The sequence below is a fragment of the Spartinivicinus ruber genome (assembly GCF_011009015.1).
Classification (GTDB): Bacteria; Pseudomonadota; Gammaproteobacteria; order Pseudomonadales; family Zooshikellaceae; genus Spartinivicinus; species Spartinivicinus ruber.
Genome location: NZ_CP048878.1, coordinates 5,392,320 through 5,413,315, shown reverse-complemented (window position 1 = coordinate 5,413,315; position 20,996 = coordinate 5,392,320). Strand labels below are relative to the sequence as shown.

Genomic DNA, 20,996 nt, shown 5'->3' with positions numbered 1-20,996 from the left:
GCTGGGTGCAAAGCAGCAATTATAGCAAGCCTATAGAAAGGGGTGAAGGGCAGCTAAGGCTATGTTTAGCCTAACTCAATCTCTTACTTAAGGTTCTTTTTATTGCAGCCAGGAAGTCTGCTACTATAGCCATCCTTTTTGCTTTGGATGGTTAATGTATTTGATATGAGTGACCCGAAGCCGACAGTTGAAAGTGGTATTGGCGCTTACCTCCGCCTCCTAGGTTATGTAAAACCCTATTGGGGGTTATTTGCTATCAGTATTTTTGGTTATATTTTGTTCGCGCTGACTCAGCCAGGGTTTGCCTGGTTGATGGAGTATTTTGTGAAAGGGTTGGAAGGGGAGTCTGACCAACTTATCTATTTTGTGCCTATGGCTGCCGTGACTATTGCTGTGTTACGCGGCCTGGGCTCGTTTATTGGTAACTTTTATATTGCGAAAGTGGCCAACAATGTTGTGCATGTTTTGCGGTGTGACTTGTTTAATAAGCTAGTTACCCTGCCAAACAGTTATTTTGATAACCACAACTCAGGTCATTTGATTTCACGTATTACTTATAATGTCACTCTTGTGACTGGTGCGGCTACTGATGCACTGAAAGTCGTGATTCGTGAAGGCTTTACTGTTATTTTCCTGTTGGGCTTGCTGTTTTGGACTAACTGGAAGCTCACTATTATTTTCATCTTGATTGCGCCTATTATTGCAGGGCTGGTGAGCTATGTGGGGCGAAAGCTAAGAAAGCTCAGCCACAAGATTCAGGATGCAATGGGTGATGTCACCCATGTGGCCTCTGAAACCATCAATGGTTACCGGGTGGTTCGTAGTTTTGGGGGTGAGGACTATGAGCGCAACCGGTTTTTGGATGCAAGCAATCAAAACCTCAAACAATCACTCAAGTTGGTAAAGGTTTCTGCTATTAACACGCCAATACTGCAGCTGTTGGTTATTCTGGCAATGGCAGTCATCATGTTTTTAGTGTTGTATATGCGCGAAACCTCAACTGTCGCTGAGTTGATTGCTTATGTGGTGGCAGCAGGTATGCTGCCTAAGCCAATCCGCCAGTTGAGTGAGGTTTATGGCAATATCCAAAAAGGAATCGCTGCAGCAGAAAACATCTTTGAGCAACTTGATGAAGTGCAGGAGCAGGACTCAGGCTCATATGAGGTAGAGCGTGTTGCAGGCAAGCTGGAAATTCGCCAGTTAACTTTTCAATACCCAGGTGCTGAAAACCCAGTACTAAAAGATATTAACCTTGTAGTACAGCCGGGTGAAACAGTTGCTTTTGTTGGGCACTCTGGGAGTGGTAAATCAACACTGGTGAGTTTAATTCCGCGATTTTACTGCCATGAAAAAGGTGAGATTCTGTTGGATGGAGTGCCACTAGAAGATTACAAACTCACTAACCTGCGCCAGCAAATTGCATTGGTTAACCAGCAAGTTACCTTATTTAATGACACAGTTGCTAACAATATTGCTTATGGAGCGCTGCAAACTAAAACTGAGGATGATATTCACCTCGCAGCTCAAGCTGCCTACGCCTTCGATTTTATTGCTGAACAAGAGAATGGTTTTAACACCATTGTTGGTGAAAATGGTGTGAAGCTGTCAGGTGGGCAGCGTCAGCGACTCGCAATTGCTCGAGCAATCCTGAAAGATGCACCTGTTTTAATCCTGGATGAGGCTACTTCAGCTTTAGATACTCAGGCAGAGCGAAATATTCAGGCCGCGCTTGATGAAGTGATGAAAGGCAGGACAACTTTAGTCATTGCTCATCGTTTATCCACTATCGAAAACGCTGACAAAATTGTTGTAATGGATAAAGGGGTAATTGTTGAAGTAGGTAGTCATCGGGAGCTACTGGAAAAACAGGGGCATTATGCACGCCTACACAGACTTCAATTTAAAGAAGAACAACCTTTATCAGCTTAATTTTACGGGATGGCAAAATATAATGAAGCTGCTAACAACCCCTCGATTTGACCAAGCAAAGGTATTAGTCATAGGCGACATTATGCTGGATCGTTACTGGCATGGTGCCACTTCGCGTATTTCTCCAGAGGCTCCGGTGCCAGTTGTTAAGGTTGGTCAAATTGAAGACCGGCCAGGTGGGGCAGGTAACGTTGCTTTGAATATTGCTTCTCTTGGCGGAGCAGCTTTTCTGGCAGGGCCAACGGGTAATGATGAGTCTGCTGATATTTTGACCAAGCGATTAGCCGCTGCTGGAGTGCATTGTGCTTTTACTCGGGTAAATGACGAGCCTACTATTACTAAACTGCGTGTTATCAGCCAACACCAACAACTTATTCGACTAGATTTTGAAGAAGCATTTAATTCACTTGAGCCTGGCCAACTTGTGCAAGAAGTGGAAGCTATTATTGAGCAAGCTGAAGTTGTTGTATTATCTGACTATAAAAAAGGCGCTTTAAAAGATCCTCAACAACTGATTCAACTGGCAAAGTCAAAGGGAAAGCCGGTTTTAGTTGACCCTAAAGGCTCTGATTTCAGTCAGTATCGCGGTGCTACATTAATTACCCCTAACTTAAACGAGTTTGAGACAGTGATGGGTGCTTGCAAGGATGAGGCAGAGTTAGTTACTAAAGGCCAGCAGCTACTAAAAGAGCTTGAGCTAAAAGCATTATTGATTACACGTGGTGAGCATGGCATGACATTGCTACGGCCTGATCAGCCTGAACTTCATTTGCCTGCTAGAGCTAGAGAAGTCTTTGATGTCACAGGAGCAGGCGATACGGTTATTTCTGTACTTGCGGCCTCATTGGCAGCAGGAGAAAAGTTACCAACCGCTGTAGCATTAGCTAACTTAGCTGCTGGTATTGTGGTTGGCAAGCTGGGTACTGCGGCGATTAGTGCGCCTGAGTTACGTCGTGCTGTGTCTGCGGAGCAGGGAGCTGGGCGAGGTGTCATGACAGCGAGTCAATTATTGATTGCGATTGAAGATGCCAAGGCCCAAGGTGAAAAGATCGTTTTCACTAATGGTTGTTTTGATATTCTCCACGCCGGCCATGTTGGTTACCTTGAGCAAGCCCGTGCTCATGGGGATAGACTAATTGTGGCAGTGAACAGTGATGAGTCAGTGCATCGTTTGAAGGGGGATGGTAGGCCAGTTAACCCAGTCGATCGGCGAATGACTGTGTTAGCCGGGTTAGAAGCAGTAGATTGGGTGGTTTCTTTTGCTGAAGATACCCCAGAAGAATTATTGGAACTGGTAAAACCTGATGTATTAGTTAAAGGTGGTGACTACTCTGTTGAGCAAGTGGTTGGTGCACCCATCGTGCAAAGTTATGGCGGTGAAGTCGCTGTATTGGATTTTTTAGATAATTGCTCTACTACAGCAATTGTTGAAAAAATTAAAGAACAATAACTAAGCTGCTGACTTGCTTCATTTAGGGGGAGACAAAAAGGGTTGGAAAATAAATATGGAGTAACAGGGAATTCTTCCACCGCTCTACAAGGCCATCCATGGCCTTTAGAGCTTTTGCTGTTCCAGACAGCAGCTCCAGAACACACTGTTACTCCATATTTCCCCAGCTTATGTGGCAGCCTTCTGATGGAAAACTCTACGATGTCCTTATAAGACAGTATGATTATCAAAAACCATAATCCCCTTCCGCTGACAAAAATACTCTGAGAAAAGCGGATTTTTTAAATCTACAGCCTTTAGTTGACCTGCCTCAAGCTGAAAAAATGTTCCTGTGAATTGATTAAATTGCAGTTCAGCAAAGTAGCACTTATCTGATTTATCCCAAGTAGTTTCTAAACGCTGAGTTTCTTGATTATAAATCTCGTCTACAAAATAACAGCTCAATTCATTTAAATCCCGAATAGTAGTGCGCCAGTGGTAAACCAGTTGTAGTGAGTTGGTAGGAACATGAAGATAACTGGTTACATGGGGTTCGCATTGCGCGGCACCAAGGGCAATTTGCTGTGGAGTAGCCATTAAATCAGGTGCTAGGGTTAAGGTTTTGTCTTTGTTAATAGTCAGGCCTTGATATTCAGGATCAGGTAATGCCTGTTCAGTATGGTCTTGCCAGCAAGCCAGTTGATCTTCATAAACCATTAGGCATTCCTGGGTAATTTCATCAGCAATGGCCTGCTTGGGGTAGTAGCTATATTCAGAGGAAACATAACCAGAAATCAGCTTCAGCACTTTATCTTTAAAATCATGCCTTTTCTGTTCGACCAATACTAAGTAATCAACTCCATTAATCTGAAAAACTAGGTGGGCTGAAACGCCTAAGTTATTTACCGTAAGGTTGATTTCTGAACTGGAACTGGTCATCAGTAGCGAATTATTGCGTTTAACTTGTAGCTCCTCAAAAGAACAAGGAGCGTCTATCGGTAATATTTGTAACTGCCACTGTCGACTATAAGTGTTGAAATGGCCCATCACCTGGTAAGGGTTGAATTGAATGTGCTCCGAAGGGTGGGACTTCAATAGCTGTTTATTCATTACGACTTCTCAGCAGAGCGTGTTGGGCGCACTTAACATTATGGCTCATATGCTCTGGGTTGATAGTGCCTAAAATAATGCTGGTTACACCAGAGTGAGCAAAAATAAAATCCATACTGGCTTGTACCGGGTCATCATAGGTTTCCGAGCAGATATGCCCACTGGCCAAGGCTTTTTTTATAAAGATAGCTTTATTGTGCCCTGCAGCATAATCCAACACTTCAATTTCGCCAGAATACGACAGGTTATGGGTTGCCATTACTGCATCAGCTTGTTTTAGTGCAGCAAGTCCGCCTTCAACGGTTTTAGTGGACATACCTATAGCTTTGATTTTGCCTTGTTTTTTTAGGTCGGATAGAACTTCTAAGGTGCCATATTGCTCAATAATGGCTAAATCATTCCCGTCAGAATGGACCAGGACAATATCTAAATAATCGGTATTTAGCCGCTGTAAACTTCGCTCAATGCTTTTGATAGTGTGCTCAGGCGTAAAATTAAAACTGGATTGGCCATCGATAAATTCTTCGCCAGTTTTAGTGCAAATTACCCAGTCATGGCGCTGGCCTTTTAGTAGTGGACCTAAACGTTCTTCGCTATTGCCGTAAGCTGGGGCTGTATCAATCAAATTAATACCCAGATTTTTTGCGTGTTGTAGCAGTTGTTTGGCTTCTTGGTCGCTGGGTATTTTAAAGGTAGTAGGGTACTTAACCCCTTGGTTTCTTCCCAGTTTTACAGTGCCCAAGCCAATGGCAGAAACACTGATATTTGTGTCTGCCAGTTTGTTTTTTAGTAATAGCTCAGAGTTATTCATCAAAATACTCCTGCCAGAACGGAGCACTCACAATAGGTGAATTTGGCCAATCTGGTAATACAGCAGGTGTGGTACTTGGCTGAATAGAAAGTGCTTTAAGTTGTTCAACTATCTGATCAGCAAGGTTTGGTGCTAAAGCCAGTTTGGTAGGCCAGCAGACAGAAACATTGCTTTGGGTTTGGCTGTAAGCTGCATCAGGACGGACTAGGCTACTTTGCTTCGGCTCAGCACGATTGACTCTAAAAGTAGCCCATTGCGCTTGCGAAAAATCCACCCAAGGTAATAACTGTTGTATTTGTTGTTTGGCTGTAGCAATTTGTTCTTCAGTTGATTTATCCAAACCATTTTCAGCAATAGCGCCACCTAAATACCATACCCATTGGCCATCAGGAGTAGGATGGCTGGTAATAGTCATTTTGGGGAGTGCCTGGGCACCAATGCAGTGAGCATAAATAGGATGGGGGTGAGGGTGTTTTATCATCACCATATGCAGCGGGCGCAGCTGCATTTGCGGGGTAGAGAAATTAAGTTGATTTAGAATATCTTGGGTGCCTTCCCCTGCCGTTAACACGAAATGCTGTGCAGATATAGCTAATTGGTGATTCTGATCATTGATGATAATTTTGTTTAAAGTGCCCTGTTCATTCACTTGCCAGTTTATCTGGGCATTTTTGGTTAATTGAATAGCAGATTGTTGAATTAGCTTAATTAAGGCCTGAATGACAGTGGGGACATCCAGCACCACTTCATCCAGCTGATACAAATCCCCTTTGAAGGCAGGGTTTTGAAATACGGTAGGATACTCTTTTTTGCTGAGCTTATTGACCCGGCCGCGTAGAGCCTTGCTGGCAAAAAAGGTGGTTAATTTAGAGCCCAACCCTTGGGTGGACCACATATAATGGTGTTGGGATAATACTTTAACGCTGGTGAGATCAATTTCCCCTTCACCTGCCAGACACTGTCGCCAACGGCTGGGCATTTGTGAAATGGCTTCGGCTGACTTAGTCAAAGTGCCAGTGAGTGTGTATTTGGCACCACCATGAATAATCCCCTGGGATTTAACCGTTTGGCCACCACCAAAACTTCCTTTTTCTAAAATGAGGCAATTATAACCTAGTTGCTGCAAGCGATTAGCTAACCACAGGCCAGCAATACCACCACCAATAATTACAATGTCTGTTTTGATCGAGTCAGTAGTCATAAACAACTAATAATACAAACTAAGTCTTATAAACAACAAGATTGTCATAAAAGTTAGAGGATATGGGGTAGCAGGCTATTCTGTAGCAGCGACATGGATGTCGCTTTAGTTCTTGATGGGATAGGGATGACCCTTCAAGAGCGGAGTAAGAATAGCCTGTTATGCCATATCAAGCACTAAGCTTACTTTTTGCACCTTAAATGACATTTTCACAGCGCCATTAATGCATAACAAATGCCGTCAGTATAAGAGGGATCACTTCAATTGACTATGCTATGATTCGGCCTCTCCAAAAACTACATCATTTTGGCTGTTATGAACCGATTTTGGTATACATTGCTTTTTTATTGTTTGCTCCCTTTTGTCTTGCTAAGACTTTGCTATCGAGGACTAAAAGCACCTGCATATCGTAAGCGTTGGGGTGAGCGGTTTGGCTTTTTTACGAAACCACAATTAGCACAACAGCCTATTTGGGTGCATGCAGTTTCTGTGGGGGAAACCATTGCGGCGATCCCTCTGATTAAACAAATCCAACAGCAATATCCTGAACGTCCACTGGTAGTTACCACCATGACGCCAACTGGCTCAGAGCGAGTAAAAACCTTATTAGGGAATAGTATTTTTCATGTTTATGCTCCTTATGACTTGCCAGGGGCAGTCAATCGTTTCTTGGAAAAAGCAAACCCTTGTTTAGCTGTAATTATGGAAACAGAGCTGTGGCCAAACCTTATTCATGGCTGTGCTAATAAAAATATACCAGTGGTAGTTGCTAATGCACGGTTATCAGAGCGTTCTGCGAAAGGTTATGGACGTTTCAGAAAGCTGGTGGAACCCATGCTGACTGAAATTACTCAGTTAGCCGCTCAAGATCAGGCAACTGCGGATCGCTTTTTATCTTTAGGCTTAAGCCGGGATCAGCTAAAAGTAACAGGCAGCATTAAGTTTGATATTGATGCAGACCCGGCAGAACAACAACAAGGCGATGCTCTACGACAGTCGTGGCTAGTAAGTGGCTCTCGTGCTATTTGGATTGCAGCCAGTACTCATAGTGGTGAAGATGAAATTGTCATAACGGCTCATCAACAATTACTCAGTAAACTCCCAAGTGCATTATTAGTACTGGTGCCTCGTCATCCAGAGCGATTTGATGAAGTAGCTAGGTTAATTGAGCAGCAGCAACTGTCTTATATTCGACGGAGTGCTAACCAGCAGGTGTCTTCCGATACACAAGTGATTTTGGGAGACACTATGGGAGAGCTTAAAGCATTATATGTTGCGGCAGATGTAGCATTAATTGGTGGAAGTTTACTTGAAGGTGGTGGTGGGCATAATATGCTGGAAGCTGCGGTATGGGGTAAACCTTTGCTGTCTGGGCCAAATGTAATCAATTTTCAGGAAATCACTGACAAGCTGGTGAATGCTGGAGGGATGAAATTAGTCAGTAATGCTAATGAGATTACTGAGCAGCTAACAAATCTACTAACTGATGAAAATGAAAGTAAATCAGTAGGCATTAATGCATTACAGGTTGTTGAAGAAAATCGCGGGGCGTTACGGAGCTTACTAGGCTTGGTAAGTCAAAATATAAAACATTAGCGCTAGCCTTGCGAAGCCAGCGCAATGTACTTTTAAAGCTTTTCACTGTCCTTAATTGCTGGCAACAACTCAGTATCGTCTGACTTGCTAATCCACTTATTAAGTTCAGTTAAGTCATCAGGGCTTAAGGTGCCTGCCTGCTGTTTTAACTTCAGAGTATTGATGATGAAGTCATAACGGGCATTTAAATAATCTTGTTGTGAATTATAGAGGTTAGATTGAGCCTCTAACACATCAATAATGTTCCGGGTACCAACTTCATAACCACTTTCCGTAGCTTCCAATGCACTAGCTGATGAGATAGTGCTTTGCCACCTGGCATCAACTCGCTGTACATCTGAATTTACGGTATTAAAAAAGTTTCGGGTTTGTTGGTAGGTGGTTCTTACTTGAAAGTCTTTATCATGCATGGCTTTTGCCAGTAATGAAGAGGCTTCACGGGATTGTGAGCTGGTTAAACCACCGCTATAGATTGGGAAATTAAAGTTTAAACTGTAAGTGGTGGTATTGGTTTTGCCATTACTATCAGTGAACGCTGAACGAGTGCTGGGTTGTGCTAGGTGACCATATTCTGCTTTAGCATTAACCGTTGGAGCATGACCAGCCTTTTGCCGTTTAACTTCCTCTTCTGCTACTTTTGCTGCCTCATTTGCTACCTGAACAGCTAAGTTGCTCTTTAATGCTGTTTTTACCCAGCTTTCAATTTTGGCTGGAGTGGGAGCTTTTACGGGCATATTTTTGTCTAGCTTGCCTAAGTCTCCAGGAAGCTGATTAGTTATAGTGCGAATGGCCTCATAGCTAACTTCCACATCATTTTCGGCTGTGATTCGAGTAACTCGGGCATTGTCGTAAACCGCTTTGGCTTCCAATACATCTGTTTTGGCAATTAAGCCAACTTCAAAGCGTTGTTGTGCCTGCTCATATTGGCGTTTAAACGCTGTCTCGCGGGCTTTCGCAGTCTCAAGGCTATCTTCAGCCCTTAAGGCGTTAAAGTAGGCTTCTGCTACTCGTAAAATCAGTGATTGTGTTTCTAAACTGAGTTGCTTTTCTGCCTGGCTAACTACTTTTTTCGATTTGGTATAGTTAAACCAGCTGCTTAGCTGAAAAATAGGTTGTTGCAGTGTAGCCCCCCAGCCATGCGTATTTCCGCCGCCAGTGCGGCCTGAAATACCATTTTGGAGTTGCACAGACTTGCTATTGGAAGTGCTGGCGGACAGGTTGATTTGAGGAAGCAAGCCAGCCAACCCTTGGTCATCTGCTTCTTGGCTTGCATTAAACTGCTCCCGAGCAGATGCAAACTGCGCATCATTTTCTAAAGCCAGCTTGTAAATAGATAGTAAGTCTGCTTTTTCAGCTATCGCTAATGGGCTGACAAGCAAAGATACTAATAATGTAGTAGAAAAAGGTTTCAATGCCATAAATCGAATCCCTTGAGTCGCCTGGATACTTAAATGCAATTATTTTTTTACAGTGTTTTTTTACTTGATGTGCTCTCACCTAAGCATCAACAAAAAGTAAACTAGCCTTAAAGCAGTTGTTGTGTGACTGAATAGTCTTTATACACAACGAGATGTTTTAAATTTAGCTTTGCCTAATATTAGTGCCTGCTTTTTTAATGTGGCGCATAGTGTAACAAAACAAAACTATAAATGGGTGAGTTTTTGAATTCGATACTGGCATTTCAAGTTATAATTTACAAACTTTCTGCTATCTATTTTGCAACTATTCAATTAGTAATAATTAACTTGCTTGAATTGTTGGTAGTTATAACTCACCTGTTTCCCCATAATCAATTGGTATAATTGTAAAGATTAGCGCTAATATGTTTAGTTGTTTTTGTGGCTGTTGTAGGAAAATAACTAGAAACATATAAAAGCTAAGAATCACTTGGTTTTATAGCTTGATTTAGAAAACTCAAAGGCTGATTTAGTACTTTTTCTCATTTCAGTAGTTTGAAAACTTAGCTCTTCTGCCCATTTCACAGAGCGAAAGCGTCAGCTATTTTGCCAATAGGTGGAATCAAGTGTAATGTAAGTTAGTCTAAGGTCTTAAGTAACGTCGTGGAAAGGTATGTAGCATGAGGAAAATGGGCTATAAAGTGGACTTGGTCAACCAGCAGGCAGTCTGCGAGGCCAACTACTTTAGGCTATGCAAGCTGCTACCTGGGGATACAGATGATCTGCGGCGGATAGCCGTTTCTCAAGGTAACTATCAGGGTATCCTGACGCTTAAGGTTGTTGAGCGCTGTAAATATACTTCAGTGATAAGCCTGATCCATGATGCGGAATGGGGAGAATGGGCCGTCACCCCATTAATGAGTGTGCGTGTCTATCATGATGTCCAAATGGCTGAAGTTATAAGCGTTCAAAAGCAGCGTCACTTTGCTGCCAAGTACAGTTACCCTAACCCGCACATGTTCCATCCAGATGAAAAAGCACAGTTGAATCGGTTTTTGGCTGATTGGCTGGCATTTTGCCTTGAGCAAGGGCATCTTTATGAGCCAGTGACATTGTCTTCTTAAGCTGGGTTCCTTCCAGGTGGTGATTTTGATATAGCAAAAGCATTAAATGTGATCTGGTTTTAAAAAATAACATAGGGCCTGAAATATCAAAATACTCACTGCTATAGTTACAAATATTGGTTATGACTAAATTGAGCATTACGAATATTAAGCATAGGAAAATACGACCTATAACTCTACCCAAAGTGAAGGGTATAAACAGAGTGTTTTTAAATTCTCAGCGCTTTACTGAAGCGTTAACCTTAAAACAAGTTTATCAGCCTTATTAAGAGCAAGCAGGACTTTACTTTTGTCAGTGAATACAGCATCTCAGGTGGCATTGCGAATTTTACAAGTAACAGATAGTCACCTTTATGCAAGTCAACAGGGACAGCTCCTCGGTATCAACACCCAGGATAGCTTAAAAGCAGTTCTTGTCGCATTTTCTCAGTTACAGCAAGAAGTAGATTTAATGCTTGTTACTGGTGATATTTCTCAGGATGGTACGCCAGAATCATACCAGCGCTTTATTGATTCCACTGCATCTTTTAAGATTCCTCAGCGATGGATTGCAGGCAATCATGACGAATATGCTTTAATGCAACAGTTGTATAAAAATAGTCCTTGTTTAAATAGGTCTTTTGTTGCTGAAAACTGGCAGGTATTGATGCTTAACTCCAATGTACCAGGTAAGGTTTATGGAGTGTTAACAGATGATGAGCTGAACTATCTAAAGCAGCAGTTAGATAATTCGGCTGCAAAATATACCATGGTTTGCCTTCATCACCATACACTGCCGGTGGGTTGTCAATGGTTAGATAATATTGGTCTTAGAAATGCAGATAAGTTTAACCAGTTAATTGATCAATATGACCAGGTAAAGTTAGTATTGTGTGGTCATATTCATCAAGAGCTTGATCGTAACGATTTCCATACTCGTTATTTGGGCTCTCCATCCACTTGTATTCAGTTTGCCAAGCATAGTGACGAGTTTAAACTGGATAGCTTGGCACCTGGTTTTCGCCTAATTAACTTAATGCAAAATGGCGACGTGGTAACCAGCATTCACCGAGCAGATCAGTTTAGCTTTCAAATTGATGAGACAGCTGCTGGTTATTAATAACCAAGCTGAAAATAAAACTCGCCCAAGCAACCAAGCTGATTAGTTGTTATTATCACCTGCTTTAATTGATGTTTCGTGAATGATTATCAGTGGTTAAACCCTGATAATCCCATTTTGGGCTATATCCATGATTAATGAAAACACTGTAGCCAACCCTTTGATTCTTTATATTCATGGCTTTTGTAGCTCTCCTGTCTCAACTAAAGCACAAATATTAATCAAGTCGCTAAAGAGCCAGTCTTTTTCCCATGAATGTTGGGTACCAGCATTACCCCATGGACCTGAGCAGGCGATTGATTTATTGTGGTCTCGCCTTCAGTCGGAAAGCATGCAAAGATCCATTTATTTAATCGGTAGTTCTTTAGGCGGCTACTATGGTACTTGGCTTTATCAACAGTTATCCCAATATCAGCAAGACAGTCACCACGAAACTAAACTGGTATTAGTGAACCCAGCAGTTAGGCCCTATGAAATGATGGCTAATTACTTGGGTGAACATACAAACTATTATACAAGTGAACAGTTTATTTTGACTGAGGAACATGTTGAGCAGTTGAAGGCACTACAGGTTTCGGCTATTACGAATCCAGACAATTGTCTATTACTGGTACAAACAGGTGATGAAACTTTAGACTACCGAAAAGCTGTTAGTTATTACCATACGTGTCCATCCTGGGTCATCCCTGGAGGTAACCATGGGTTTGAAGGATTTGTGGAGTATTTGCCGCTAATCTATAAATTTTTCGGTCTACTTTAACCACTGTATAGAATGTAATGAGTAAATATAACGCTGAATCTATTGAAGTATTAAGCGGTCTGGACCCAGTTCGGAAAAGGCCGGGGATGTACACAGACACTACTCGCCCTAACCACCTTGCCCAGGAGGTTATTGATAATAGTGTCGATGAGGCCTTGGCAGGTTTTGCTAACCAAATTGTGGTTACTCTTTATAAAGATAATTCACTGTCAGTGTCGGATAATGGCCGTGGCATGCCGGTGGATATACATCCAGAAGAGGGTATCAGCGGGGTTGAATTAATACTGACCCGGCTGCATGCGGGCGGTAAATTCTCCAATAAAAACTATCAGTTTTCTGGTGGTTTGCATGGAGTGGGGGTGTCTGTTGTAAACGCACTATCCAGCCACTTAGAGGTGACTATTAAACGTGGTGGTCAGGTTTATCGAATGGGCTTTTTAGGTGGTGAAAAAGCCAGTAACCTGAAAGCAGCAGCTGAATGTAAAAAGCGGGATACAGGAACAACTGTACGCTTTTTACCTGACCCGAAATATTTTGACTCCCACAAATTTTCAGTGGTTCGACTGAAGCATGTATTAAGAGCCAAAGCGGTACTCTGCCCCGGATTGGAAATTGTCTTTAATGACCAGGCTGCTAATGAAACTGAGCATTGGTATTATGAAGATGGCTTGCAGGACTACTTAAAGCAGGCTACAGAGGCATTTGAAACACTGCCACCAACTCCATTTGTTGGTTCTATGAAAGGTAATACTGAAGCAGTTGATTGGGCTGTGCAGTGGCTGCCAGAAGGTGGGGATATAGTTGCAGAGAGTTACGTCAATCTGATCCCTACTGCTCAGGGTGGTACTCATGTTAATGGGTTACGTACTGGTTTATTAGAAGCGATGCGTGAGTTTTGCGAGTTTCGTAACTTGTTACCAAGAGGAGTCAAACTAAGTCCTGATGATATCTGGGAGCGTTGCAGCTATGTGCTATCAGCTAAATTGCAAGACCCGCAGTTCTCTGGGCAAACCAAAGAAAGGTTGTCTTCCCGTGAGTGCGCTGCATTTGTTTCAGGTGTAGCAAAAGATGCTTTTAGCTTATGGTTAAACCAGCATACGGCAGAAGCTGAGCAATTGGCAGAATTATGTATTAATAATGCACAACGGCGCTTAAAAGCCAGTAAAAAGGTAGCACGTAAAAAAGTTACCACTGGTCCAGCCTTGCCAGGTAAATTAGCTGACTGCTCCAGTCAAGATCCAGACCGTACTGAACTATTTTTAGTAGAGGGTGATTCTGCTGGCGGTTCTGCTAAACAAGCGCGAGACCGAGAGTTTCAGGCAATTATGCCGCTTAGAGGTAAAATCCTGAACTCTTGGGAAGTAGAGTCAGGCGATATATTAGCGTCCCAAGAAATCCATGATATTTCTGTAGCCCTTGGCATAGATCCAGCCAGTAGTGATTTGAGTGGCTTAAGATACGGCAAAATTTGTATTCTTGCCGATGCTGATTCAGATGGACTGCATATAGCCACATTATTGTGCGCGCTATTTGTACGTCACTTCAAGCCTTTAGTGGAAGCTGGTCATGTTTATGTCGCTATGCCGCCACTATACCGTATTGATATTGGTAAAGAGGTTTATTATGCCCTTGATGAAGCAGAAAAACAGGGTATTTTAGACCGTATCAGCGCTGAAAAGAAGAAAGGTAAAGTTAATGTTCAGCGTTTTAAAGGTCTAGGTGAAATGAACCCAATGCAATTACGGGAAACCACCATGGCACTCGATACTCGCCGATTAGTGCAATTAACTCTCGATGATGATGAGGCCACTTTTGAAACAATGGATATGTTGCTAGCGAAAAAACGCTCCAGCGATCGCAAACAATGGCTAGAGCGATTTGGAAATTTGGCAGAAGTTTAGTTTTTTATCAAAAAGGCATAATGCACAATAATTGAAGCCTATAGGGGCTTGTATTACCTTTAGGTTAATATAAGCTCTTTTTAACAATTGTTCATTAAATGGCTATTAATTATGAATCTTTGAAACCAGCTGCAAGTGTTGTTAATGTTAGTTTCTGTGACAGTTTTGTATTGATAAAAATATCTCCTGCTTTGTTAGGGTTAATAAGTTGAGTATTTAGGCTAATGAAAAAAGCTAGTAAGTTTTTAATTGTTGTAAGTATATTTCTATCCCACTTAGTATCGGCTGAACAGCTAGAGTTATTACAAGTAAAAACTGCTAAAGCTGACGTTTGTAAAAAAGCATTTTCTTCAAACTCAGTCCCTAATGATAAAATACAGGTTGTATCGACAGGTGTTGTTAATGTAACAGTAGATGATAGTAATGAATTCAATTTTATTCGAAGCATCAAAGGAGCTGAAGTTCGCTTAAAAGGGAGACTTGAATCTCAAGCTGGTAAATCTGAGCATAAGATATTACCAATGGTGCTAGAAGTAAGACGTGAAACAGGGGTTTCTATGCAAACTGCTACTACACTTTTAGTGACTGACAAAAAGCCAGTACTAATCTCTGGAACTTGTAACTTTGTTGAAGAAAGAAATGGCAAAACTTCTGAGTTATGGTTTATAAAGCTAACTAAATAATCACGGCCCGAAGGGTTATGACAGTAAAAGCATGACTCATTGTTGCTAGTTGCTCATTTAGAAGAACAACTAAGTTTTTCTTTTCGCCCCTTGGTTAGTGCTTTTACAGTCACAACAGTGATATTCAAATAGTGTTAAACAGGCTCTTTTCTTGCCTGTCATTTACTATGCTCAATGTTGCTTGTCATAAGCTTGTTCATGAATTTATATTCTTCAAATACTCGGTCATAAGTGCCGTCTTTAATTGTTTCAGCAATGACAAAATTAAAAGACTCCATTAATTTTGCTCCTTCAGTTGATATTTGAAAGCGATATGCAGTGAACCGTTTTAATACTGACTTTCCAATATGAAATTTAGGTAAGTTATAGTTATCTTTATGAATCCAGTTGATATATCCGTATGCCCGTTTACTTTCTAGCATCTGATAAGCTTGTTCTACTGAATCGACCTCTATGAGGTTAATGAGACTTTTTTTATGATGTTGAAGTTCTGGAGGTTTCATTATTCCTCGAATCATCACCACATTTCTGTTATTTAAATCTTTTATAAAGTCTAATTTGGGGCTGGTTTTTAGAGTAAATATAGCCTGGTTTGTCATTAAGATTGGCATTCCTGTCATGCCTTCTTGAGAGTCATCTTTAATTAGCTCAGGAAACAAAACATCAGCTTTTCCAGTATTAAACTCCAAATTGGCTCTTGCCCAAGGATACATTTTTAGTTCAAATTTGTAGCCTTTTTTTCGTAATCTTTTTATTATCTCTCTAGTAAATAAAGTTCCTAAACCTTCATTTAATGAATCTGTAAGAAACCTTACTGGTCCTAACAGGATGATATATTTTTTATCTTTATACTGATCTCGACTAGAAGAGGCTAGTATATTGGTTGAAAGTAAAATTGATAGTAGTATTATCAATATAGTTAGCTTCATGGTTTTATCAATTATATGACTTACTAGTACTATTATTATAATAGTAGACTAAGAAAGTCTCTTTGACTTTGATAAACTGTTTTACTCCTAAAACTGGTCTGTATGTTCTGACTAATAGAAAGAAGAGAGAGCACATAGACTTGAAACATAAGAATGCTTGAAATGCCCCCTTTGGGGGCTTAAAGTACCTTCTAAAAAGGTAGGGTGCTTCTTTTAAATTAAAAGCCTGATAAGTCAGGGATTACTCGATAATTATAAGAAAAATTGCATCTAGTCCAGCCTCTACCAGTGGCTATTCCACCAGGACTTTTAGCATGAGCTTTTATTATTATACTAGTTGGAACCTCAATACCAAATCCAATATTTTTATAGCCACCTAGTTCATAATTGCATCTATTATCTGCACCATTGCTAGAGGCGATTTGGAAGGAAGGTGCAGGTTGTTTTGTTATAAAATATCCACTTGGTGCGTTATATGTTTCACTTGAATCACAAGTGTGTCTTTTTCCTACAATACTAGTTCCTTTAGTTGTGCACTCAACATCTTCATTAACAACAACTTGGGAGAATGCTGGCATAGCAATTAAGGCAGATAAACCCATTAATAGCCTTTTTTTCATAAGACATCCTTTTTAGTAGTAATAGATTTGTTTCTATCATAACCACCATAATTAATTAAAATAGTGGTTTGATAAAAATGGTTATTTTCTTGTGCTATATATTTTGATTGTATTAATTACTTATCCTTTGTGAGGAAAGTAATTAATACAATCAATTCAGTATGGGAAAAATAAGCTCATGACTTACTTGACTCCCAATACTTAATGAATAGCTTGACAGAGAAATAGATTAAACTGACCTCTGCTTGGCGGAGGGTAAATATATAGTGTTACTCTACTAAGCATATTAGACCTTAGTGGAGTTGAAGTAGATGCTAACCAGGGTTCTGTTGTTTGACGCTATCAGGTATGTAGTTTTATTTTTGCAAACAAAATACAAATTGGTGTTTACTTTTTTGAATGGTTAAATATAACTCAAATATTTATGTGATGGTGGTTTGCGAGACTATACCCTACGCTTTGGGTGCATGTTTGTGCAGTTGAGAAGTAAGGACAATAATAGGGTAGATAGCGCTCTCACATAGCACACTCAGTGGAGTGGTGAGTCTTTATTGCTAGTTTACGGGCATTAAGTATAGGAAATAAGGTGTTGAAAGAGGAATAAAAGCCTTAAAACTCTGCTTTAAGGCTTACCCCAAACCTAATGGTCTTTTGTGGACCGTTATCTCTTGAATAACTGGCCTGCATTATAGTGCTCTTCTTTAGGAATTAGTCCCCAGTCAGGTGTCTTGATGTTCACAAAGTTTCTGTGATCATAGTTGCAGTTTGGACATCCGCTACGGTTGTATACGTTTGTATTAACGATTGAAAAACACTTTGGACATTTTACTTCTGGATCATCTTGATGCATATCTATTACCCCCTACCAAGTTTCCTTGTGGGTATTTTAGAGTGTTTAGTAAATTGAAATGCTTTATAAATCACATTTAAATTTCGTTACACGAATACATTATTTGTGATGTTGAGATTCGGGAAATAGTTATAAGTTTTTTACAACACTATTCCACACTTTTCTGGTTCGCGAAGTGGAATTAAGCTTATAAATAAAGGGGTTGCTTGTGAAATAGATATAGAGCCTTTGTGTAAAAAATAAACGACATATACGAAAGAAAGTTATTGTATTTAGGTGAAGTGTTTGGGTTGGGGCAGTAAGCTGACTGCATGAGTCTTTAGGTATGGATGGAAAATACTATATTGGAACGCTGTGGTGATAAAAAGCTGTTATGTTACGGGTTTACTTATGATGTTGATAACAGATCCTAGGAGAGCTGGGTGAAAAATATACTGTTGATAAAGCTATTACTGCACAGAATGTGCGCAAAGTCTGCTTAATAATCCCCCATTATAGCCTACATTGGTTAATGCCTAACTTGGTGCATATCGTTATGTGTCTACCACTGAGCAAAGCAATGCTGTACTTACTGCTTATAAATCTGCATTTGGTTCATCTTATTATTTATTGGCTAAATTATCACAAGATTTTTTTAATGTTGTAGCTGCTCCTTTTCTTTATGAAGGTAAGGATTTTAGAAGAGATAAAGCTAAAGCAGCTGAATTTTATCAGCGTTTTTATGATACTCCTATTGAAAAAACAGAAAAGAAAGCAATTGTTTCAGCGAGAAGTTGAAACGGGACAAAAAGATATTACTACACCAACTGATATGTTTTCGGTGCAGTCAGAACCAGAAGAATGGCTGTTAATGGGTATAGTTGCTATTATGCTGGGGGTTGTTTATTTTAGGCGAAGACGGGCTGAAGTGAGCTATCAACCACTAGCAATGTAATAATCACGAGTAAAGGGATTAAAACAACCCAATCTGCCTATCTATAATTTCACTAAACGAAGTATCTAAAAAATGCAGAATACTATCAGCAATCGGCATGATTTGCCGCTCAATATAAAGGTCATAGTTCAGTTGCGATTGCAAATATTCAACTGGCTCTGGCCCGCTGGTAGTTAAACAATACTCAATCCAGCCACCTCGGTTATACTTTGGTGGCTTATTTTCTTGTTGTCTTCTTAACTCTGCTAGTTTAGCGGCTTGTACATGAGGTGGAATATTTTTTTGATAGTCAACTAAGCGGCGGCGAATACGTTTTCTATAGATAAGTAGCTGATTTTTTTGTCCGTCATAAATATCAGCGACTAATGAGCGTATATAGTCTTGATACGGTTCGTCATTAAATATACGGCGGTACAGTTCCCGCTGAAACTCTCTGGCGAGTGGTGTCCAGTCTGTTCTAACGGTTTCTAACCCTTTAAAGATCAGTTCTGGCTGATTGCTCTCATTGATGGATAAGCCTGCATAACGTTTTTTGCTACCTTTTTCAGAGCCGCGAATGGTTGGCATAATAAAACGCTTGAAGTAAGTTTCGAATTGGATTTCTAAATAGCTTTTTATTTGATACTCCTGATAAAGGTAATCTGACCACCACTGATTCAGTTCTTTGGCTAATTGTCTGCCAATCTCTTTGATGGTTTCTGAAGCAATATTGGGGTGATAACCTTTTAGCGATACAAATACTGAGTCTGTATCACCATAAATTACCTGATAGCCTTTTTGTTCTATCAAGGCTTTGGTTTTATACAAAATAAAGTGACCACGTAAGGTAATTGAGCTGGGTAAACGGTAATCAAAAAAACGACAGCCTGGGGTGCCCAGCACACCATAAAAGGAATTCATTAGTATTTTAATAGCTTGGGACATGGCCGTATGATTATGTTGTTTAGCATCGTCTCTTGCTGCCCAAAGCTCACCAATAATATCTGGTAAGATATTATTTTGTTTGGAAAAAATAGCGCCATTAAAACCTGGGATAAAGTTTTCTTTATCTTTTACTAATGTTTCTGATTTATCAGTTTTTGGTGTGGTCTGGCAGCTATCAATACCTTTAATCAGTCCTAAAGGGTCAATTTTGAAAGTGCGGATTATACTGGGGTACAGGCTTTTAAAGTCTAACACAAGCACATGATTGTATATCCCAGGATAGGAATCCATAACATAACCACCAGGGCTGCCAACCCCGTGAGGATTGTCAGGGATATTAGGAGCAACATAACCAGCACGATGTAAGCGAGGTAAATAACGATTATCAAAAGCGGCAACCGAGCCGCCAAAACGGTCCATTGCGAGCCCAGTTAATTGAGCGCGTTCAATAGCAAATTCAATCAGTTCTGTTACTTGGAAGATATCCCATACTAATTGACAGTCTTCTAAATTATAGGCGGCAAGTGCCTTCTTATCATCATTAAACAGTCGGGTAATTTCTTTGCCTCGGTGTTCTTCTGTTTGAATTAGTTTACCTCGTTGTAATACTTTATTAGCGACACTTTCTAACGAGAAACTTTCAAAACTATAAGTAGCTGATTTAAGGGTATCGATGCCATCTAATACTAAACGGCCTGGTAGCATCAGTGTATAGTGTTCACTATTGGTTCGGGATTGTCGCCAGTCCAATAAAGTGTTTCCTCTACCCAGTTTTAGAGGTAGATGTAATCGATCAGCAACTCGCTGTAAGAAACGCAAATCAAAGTTGATGACATTCCAGCCAATAACAATGTCTGGATCTATTTTTTTCAGTTTGTTAATAAACTGAGTCATTAACTCTGTTTCATCATGACAAAAGTAAAGGTAGTCTGGCTTTATTGTTTGGCTATCATTGTTGCCAATCATAAACACATACTGCTGTATTTGTTGTGGCTTGGCACTATTGGTTGCTATCAAGGCAATTGAATAAAGCTGATTACCACTCATTGCTGTTTCAATATCTAGAGATAAAATACTATAACTAGGCTGATAGCAGGAGGGCTTTACTTTTGGGTTAATCACTTCCAGAAAGCCATTCTGTTGTATAAAAGGGCCATTGACAGAAAAAGCGCCTGTAATAAAGCGTTCCATTAAAAATCGATCAGTTGGTTGAATGTCGGCTTCCAGTGGTGTTATTCCCTGTTCTTTTAAATGTTTTCTGACATCGTATAAGGTTCGCTGTTGGATAAAATAAACAGCGTAAATTGCATGGCCTTGAAAATTTTTCAGGGTAATAGGCTTGTCATACCAGTAATTTGTTGGAACATGGCTGGCTATGACTGCTCTGGCTTGCTCTATCTGGTGTGCATCAATAAAGAATATGGCTTGTTGGTTTGTATAACGTATCCGTACAGGACCTTGTTGAGTCGTTATCCAAAAACTCAATTGTAAGTGTGTATTACCCATGGTGTCGGTAATATCACTCCATTGTCTAGTGATTAAAAAGCCATCAAGCGTGTCTATCATCTCTAAATCACACGGGTTATTTGCTTCTATTTTGGCATGATGCAAAGTTAATGACTAGGAGAGGGGCATACTAACGGCTTCAGAATGCTTTGGGATTGAGTAATTAACACCTAAGTTTAAGATCACTCTATTA

Annotated in this window: 17 protein-coding genes; 10 read left to right on the top strand and 7 right to left on the bottom strand. The window is 40.4% G+C overall.

Annotated elements, in window-relative coordinates; translation table 11 throughout:
- Positions 1-165 precede the first annotated feature (165 nt).
- Positions 166-1,929 (top strand): lipid A export permease/ATP-binding protein MsbA, encoded by a 1,764-nt coding sequence (gene msbA, locus G4Y78_RS24545; protein ID WP_163835512.1) that lies wholly within the window; start codon positions 166-168, stop codon positions 1,927-1,929.
- 22 nt (positions 1,930-1,951) lie between these two features.
- Positions 1,952-3,379 (top strand): bifunctional D-glycero-beta-D-manno-heptose-7-phosphate kinase/D-glycero-beta-D-manno-heptose 1-phosphate adenylyltransferase HldE, encoded by a 1,428-nt coding sequence (gene hldE, locus G4Y78_RS24540; RefSeq protein ID WP_163835511.1) that lies wholly within the window; start codon positions 1,952-1,954, stop codon positions 3,377-3,379.
- A 207-nt stretch (positions 3,380-3,586) separates the two neighbouring features.
- Here the strand turns inward: hldE and G4Y78_RS24535 are convergent, their stop codons facing one another.
- Genes G4Y78_RS24535 through G4Y78_RS24525 form a run of 3 tightly spaced genes read right to left on the bottom strand, consistent with a single transcriptional unit; the run spans position 3,587 to position 6,480 of the window.
- Positions 3,587-4,468: a hypothetical protein gene (locus G4Y78_RS24535; RefSeq protein WP_163835510.1), complete on the bottom strand. Its 882-nt coding sequence runs from the start codon at positions 4,466-4,468 to the stop codon at positions 3,587-3,589.
- Complete coding sequence (locus G4Y78_RS24530; RefSeq protein WP_163835509.1) at positions 4,461-5,279, bottom strand: aldo/keto reductase; 819 nt, start codon at positions 5,277-5,279, stop codon at positions 4,461-4,463. Before G4Y78_RS24530 ends, G4Y78_RS24535 begins: the two co-directional genes overlap by 8 nt.
- The gene (locus G4Y78_RS24525) at positions 5,272-6,480 is read right to left on the bottom strand and encodes an FAD-dependent oxidoreductase (protein ID WP_163835508.1); all 1,209 of its coding nucleotides are present in this window, start codon (positions 6,478-6,480) and stop codon (positions 5,272-5,274) included. The genes G4Y78_RS24530 and G4Y78_RS24525 overlap by 8 nt, the downstream gene beginning before the upstream one ends.
- 315 nt (positions 6,481-6,795) lie before the next feature.
- Between G4Y78_RS24525 and waaA the strand changes: the two genes are divergently transcribed.
- The gene (gene waaA, locus G4Y78_RS24520; protein ID WP_163835507.1) at positions 6,796-8,076 is read left to right on the top strand and encodes a lipid IV(A) 3-deoxy-D-manno-octulosonic acid transferase; all 1,281 of its coding nucleotides are present in this window, start codon (positions 6,796-6,798) and stop codon (positions 8,074-8,076) included.
- Between the two features lie 32 nt (positions 8,077-8,108).
- On the opposite strand, the gene G4Y78_RS24515 is transcribed toward waaA, so the two are convergent.
- A complete protein-coding gene (locus G4Y78_RS24515; protein WP_163835506.1) occupies positions 8,109-9,494 on the bottom strand; it encodes a TolC family outer membrane protein in 1,386 nt (461 codons plus the stop codon).
- A gap of 659 nt (positions 9,495-10,153) precedes the next feature.
- Here G4Y78_RS24515 and G4Y78_RS24510 point away from each other — a divergent pair.
- The 5 genes from G4Y78_RS24510 to G4Y78_RS24490 all read left to right on the top strand — a co-directional run bounded on the left by G4Y78_RS24510 (position 10,154) and on the right by G4Y78_RS24490 (position 15,040).
- Positions 10,154-10,597 (top strand): DUF1249 domain-containing protein, encoded by a 444-nt coding sequence (locus G4Y78_RS24510; protein WP_163835505.1) that lies wholly within the window; start codon positions 10,154-10,156, stop codon positions 10,595-10,597.
- A gap of 295 nt (positions 10,598-10,892) precedes the next feature.
- Complete coding sequence (gene cpdA, locus G4Y78_RS24505) at positions 10,893-11,696, top strand: 3',5'-cyclic-AMP phosphodiesterase (RefSeq protein WP_230425776.1); 804 nt, start codon at positions 10,893-10,895, stop codon at positions 11,694-11,696.
- Between the two features lie 130 nt (positions 11,697-11,826).
- The gene (locus G4Y78_RS24500) at positions 11,827-12,456 is read left to right on the top strand and encodes a YqiA/YcfP family alpha/beta fold hydrolase (RefSeq protein WP_163835503.1); all 630 of its coding nucleotides are present in this window, start codon (positions 11,827-11,829) and stop codon (positions 12,454-12,456) included.
- A gap of 17 nt (positions 12,457-12,473) precedes the next feature.
- Entirely contained in the window at positions 12,474-14,357 is a 1,884-nt protein-coding gene (gene parE / locus G4Y78_RS24495) for a DNA topoisomerase IV subunit B (RefSeq protein ID WP_163835502.1), read from the top strand.
- 224 nt (positions 14,358-14,581) lie between these two features.
- Complete coding sequence (locus G4Y78_RS24490; protein ID WP_163835501.1) at positions 14,582-15,040, top strand: hypothetical protein; 459 nt, start codon at positions 14,582-14,584, stop codon at positions 15,038-15,040.
- 158 nt (positions 15,041-15,198) lie between these two features.
- Here G4Y78_RS24490 and G4Y78_RS24485 read toward each other — a convergent pair whose 3' ends face one another.
- The gene (locus tag G4Y78_RS24485; RefSeq protein ID WP_163835500.1) at positions 15,199-15,969 is read right to left on the bottom strand and encodes a substrate-binding periplasmic protein; all 771 of its coding nucleotides are present in this window, start codon (positions 15,967-15,969) and stop codon (positions 15,199-15,201) included.
- A 218-nt stretch (positions 15,970-16,187) separates the two neighbouring features.
- Entirely contained in the window at positions 16,188-16,589 is a 402-nt protein-coding gene (locus G4Y78_RS24480) for a hypothetical protein (protein WP_163835499.1), read from the bottom strand.
- A gap of 1,387 nt (positions 16,590-17,976) precedes the next feature.
- Between G4Y78_RS24480 and G4Y78_RS24475 the strand changes: the two genes are divergently transcribed.
- Together G4Y78_RS24475 and G4Y78_RS24470 are read left to right on the top strand one after the other, a co-directional pair.
- Positions 17,977-18,216, top strand: a complete 240-nt coding sequence (locus G4Y78_RS24475; protein WP_163835498.1) for a hypothetical protein — start codon at positions 17,977-17,979, stop codon at positions 18,214-18,216.
- Positions 18,197-18,373, top strand: a complete 177-nt coding sequence (locus G4Y78_RS24470; protein ID WP_163835497.1) for a PEP-CTERM sorting domain-containing protein — start codon at positions 18,197-18,199, stop codon at positions 18,371-18,373. The genes G4Y78_RS24475 and G4Y78_RS24470 overlap by 20 nt, the downstream gene beginning before the upstream one ends.
- Positions 18,374-18,391: 18 nt before the next feature.
- On the opposite strand, the gene G4Y78_RS24465 is transcribed toward G4Y78_RS24470, so the two are convergent.
- Positions 18,392-20,863: a DNA polymerase II gene (locus G4Y78_RS24465; RefSeq protein ID WP_163835496.1), complete on the bottom strand. Its 2,472-nt coding sequence runs from the start codon at positions 20,861-20,863 to the stop codon at positions 18,392-18,394.
- Positions 20,864-20,996 lie beyond the last annotated feature (133 nt).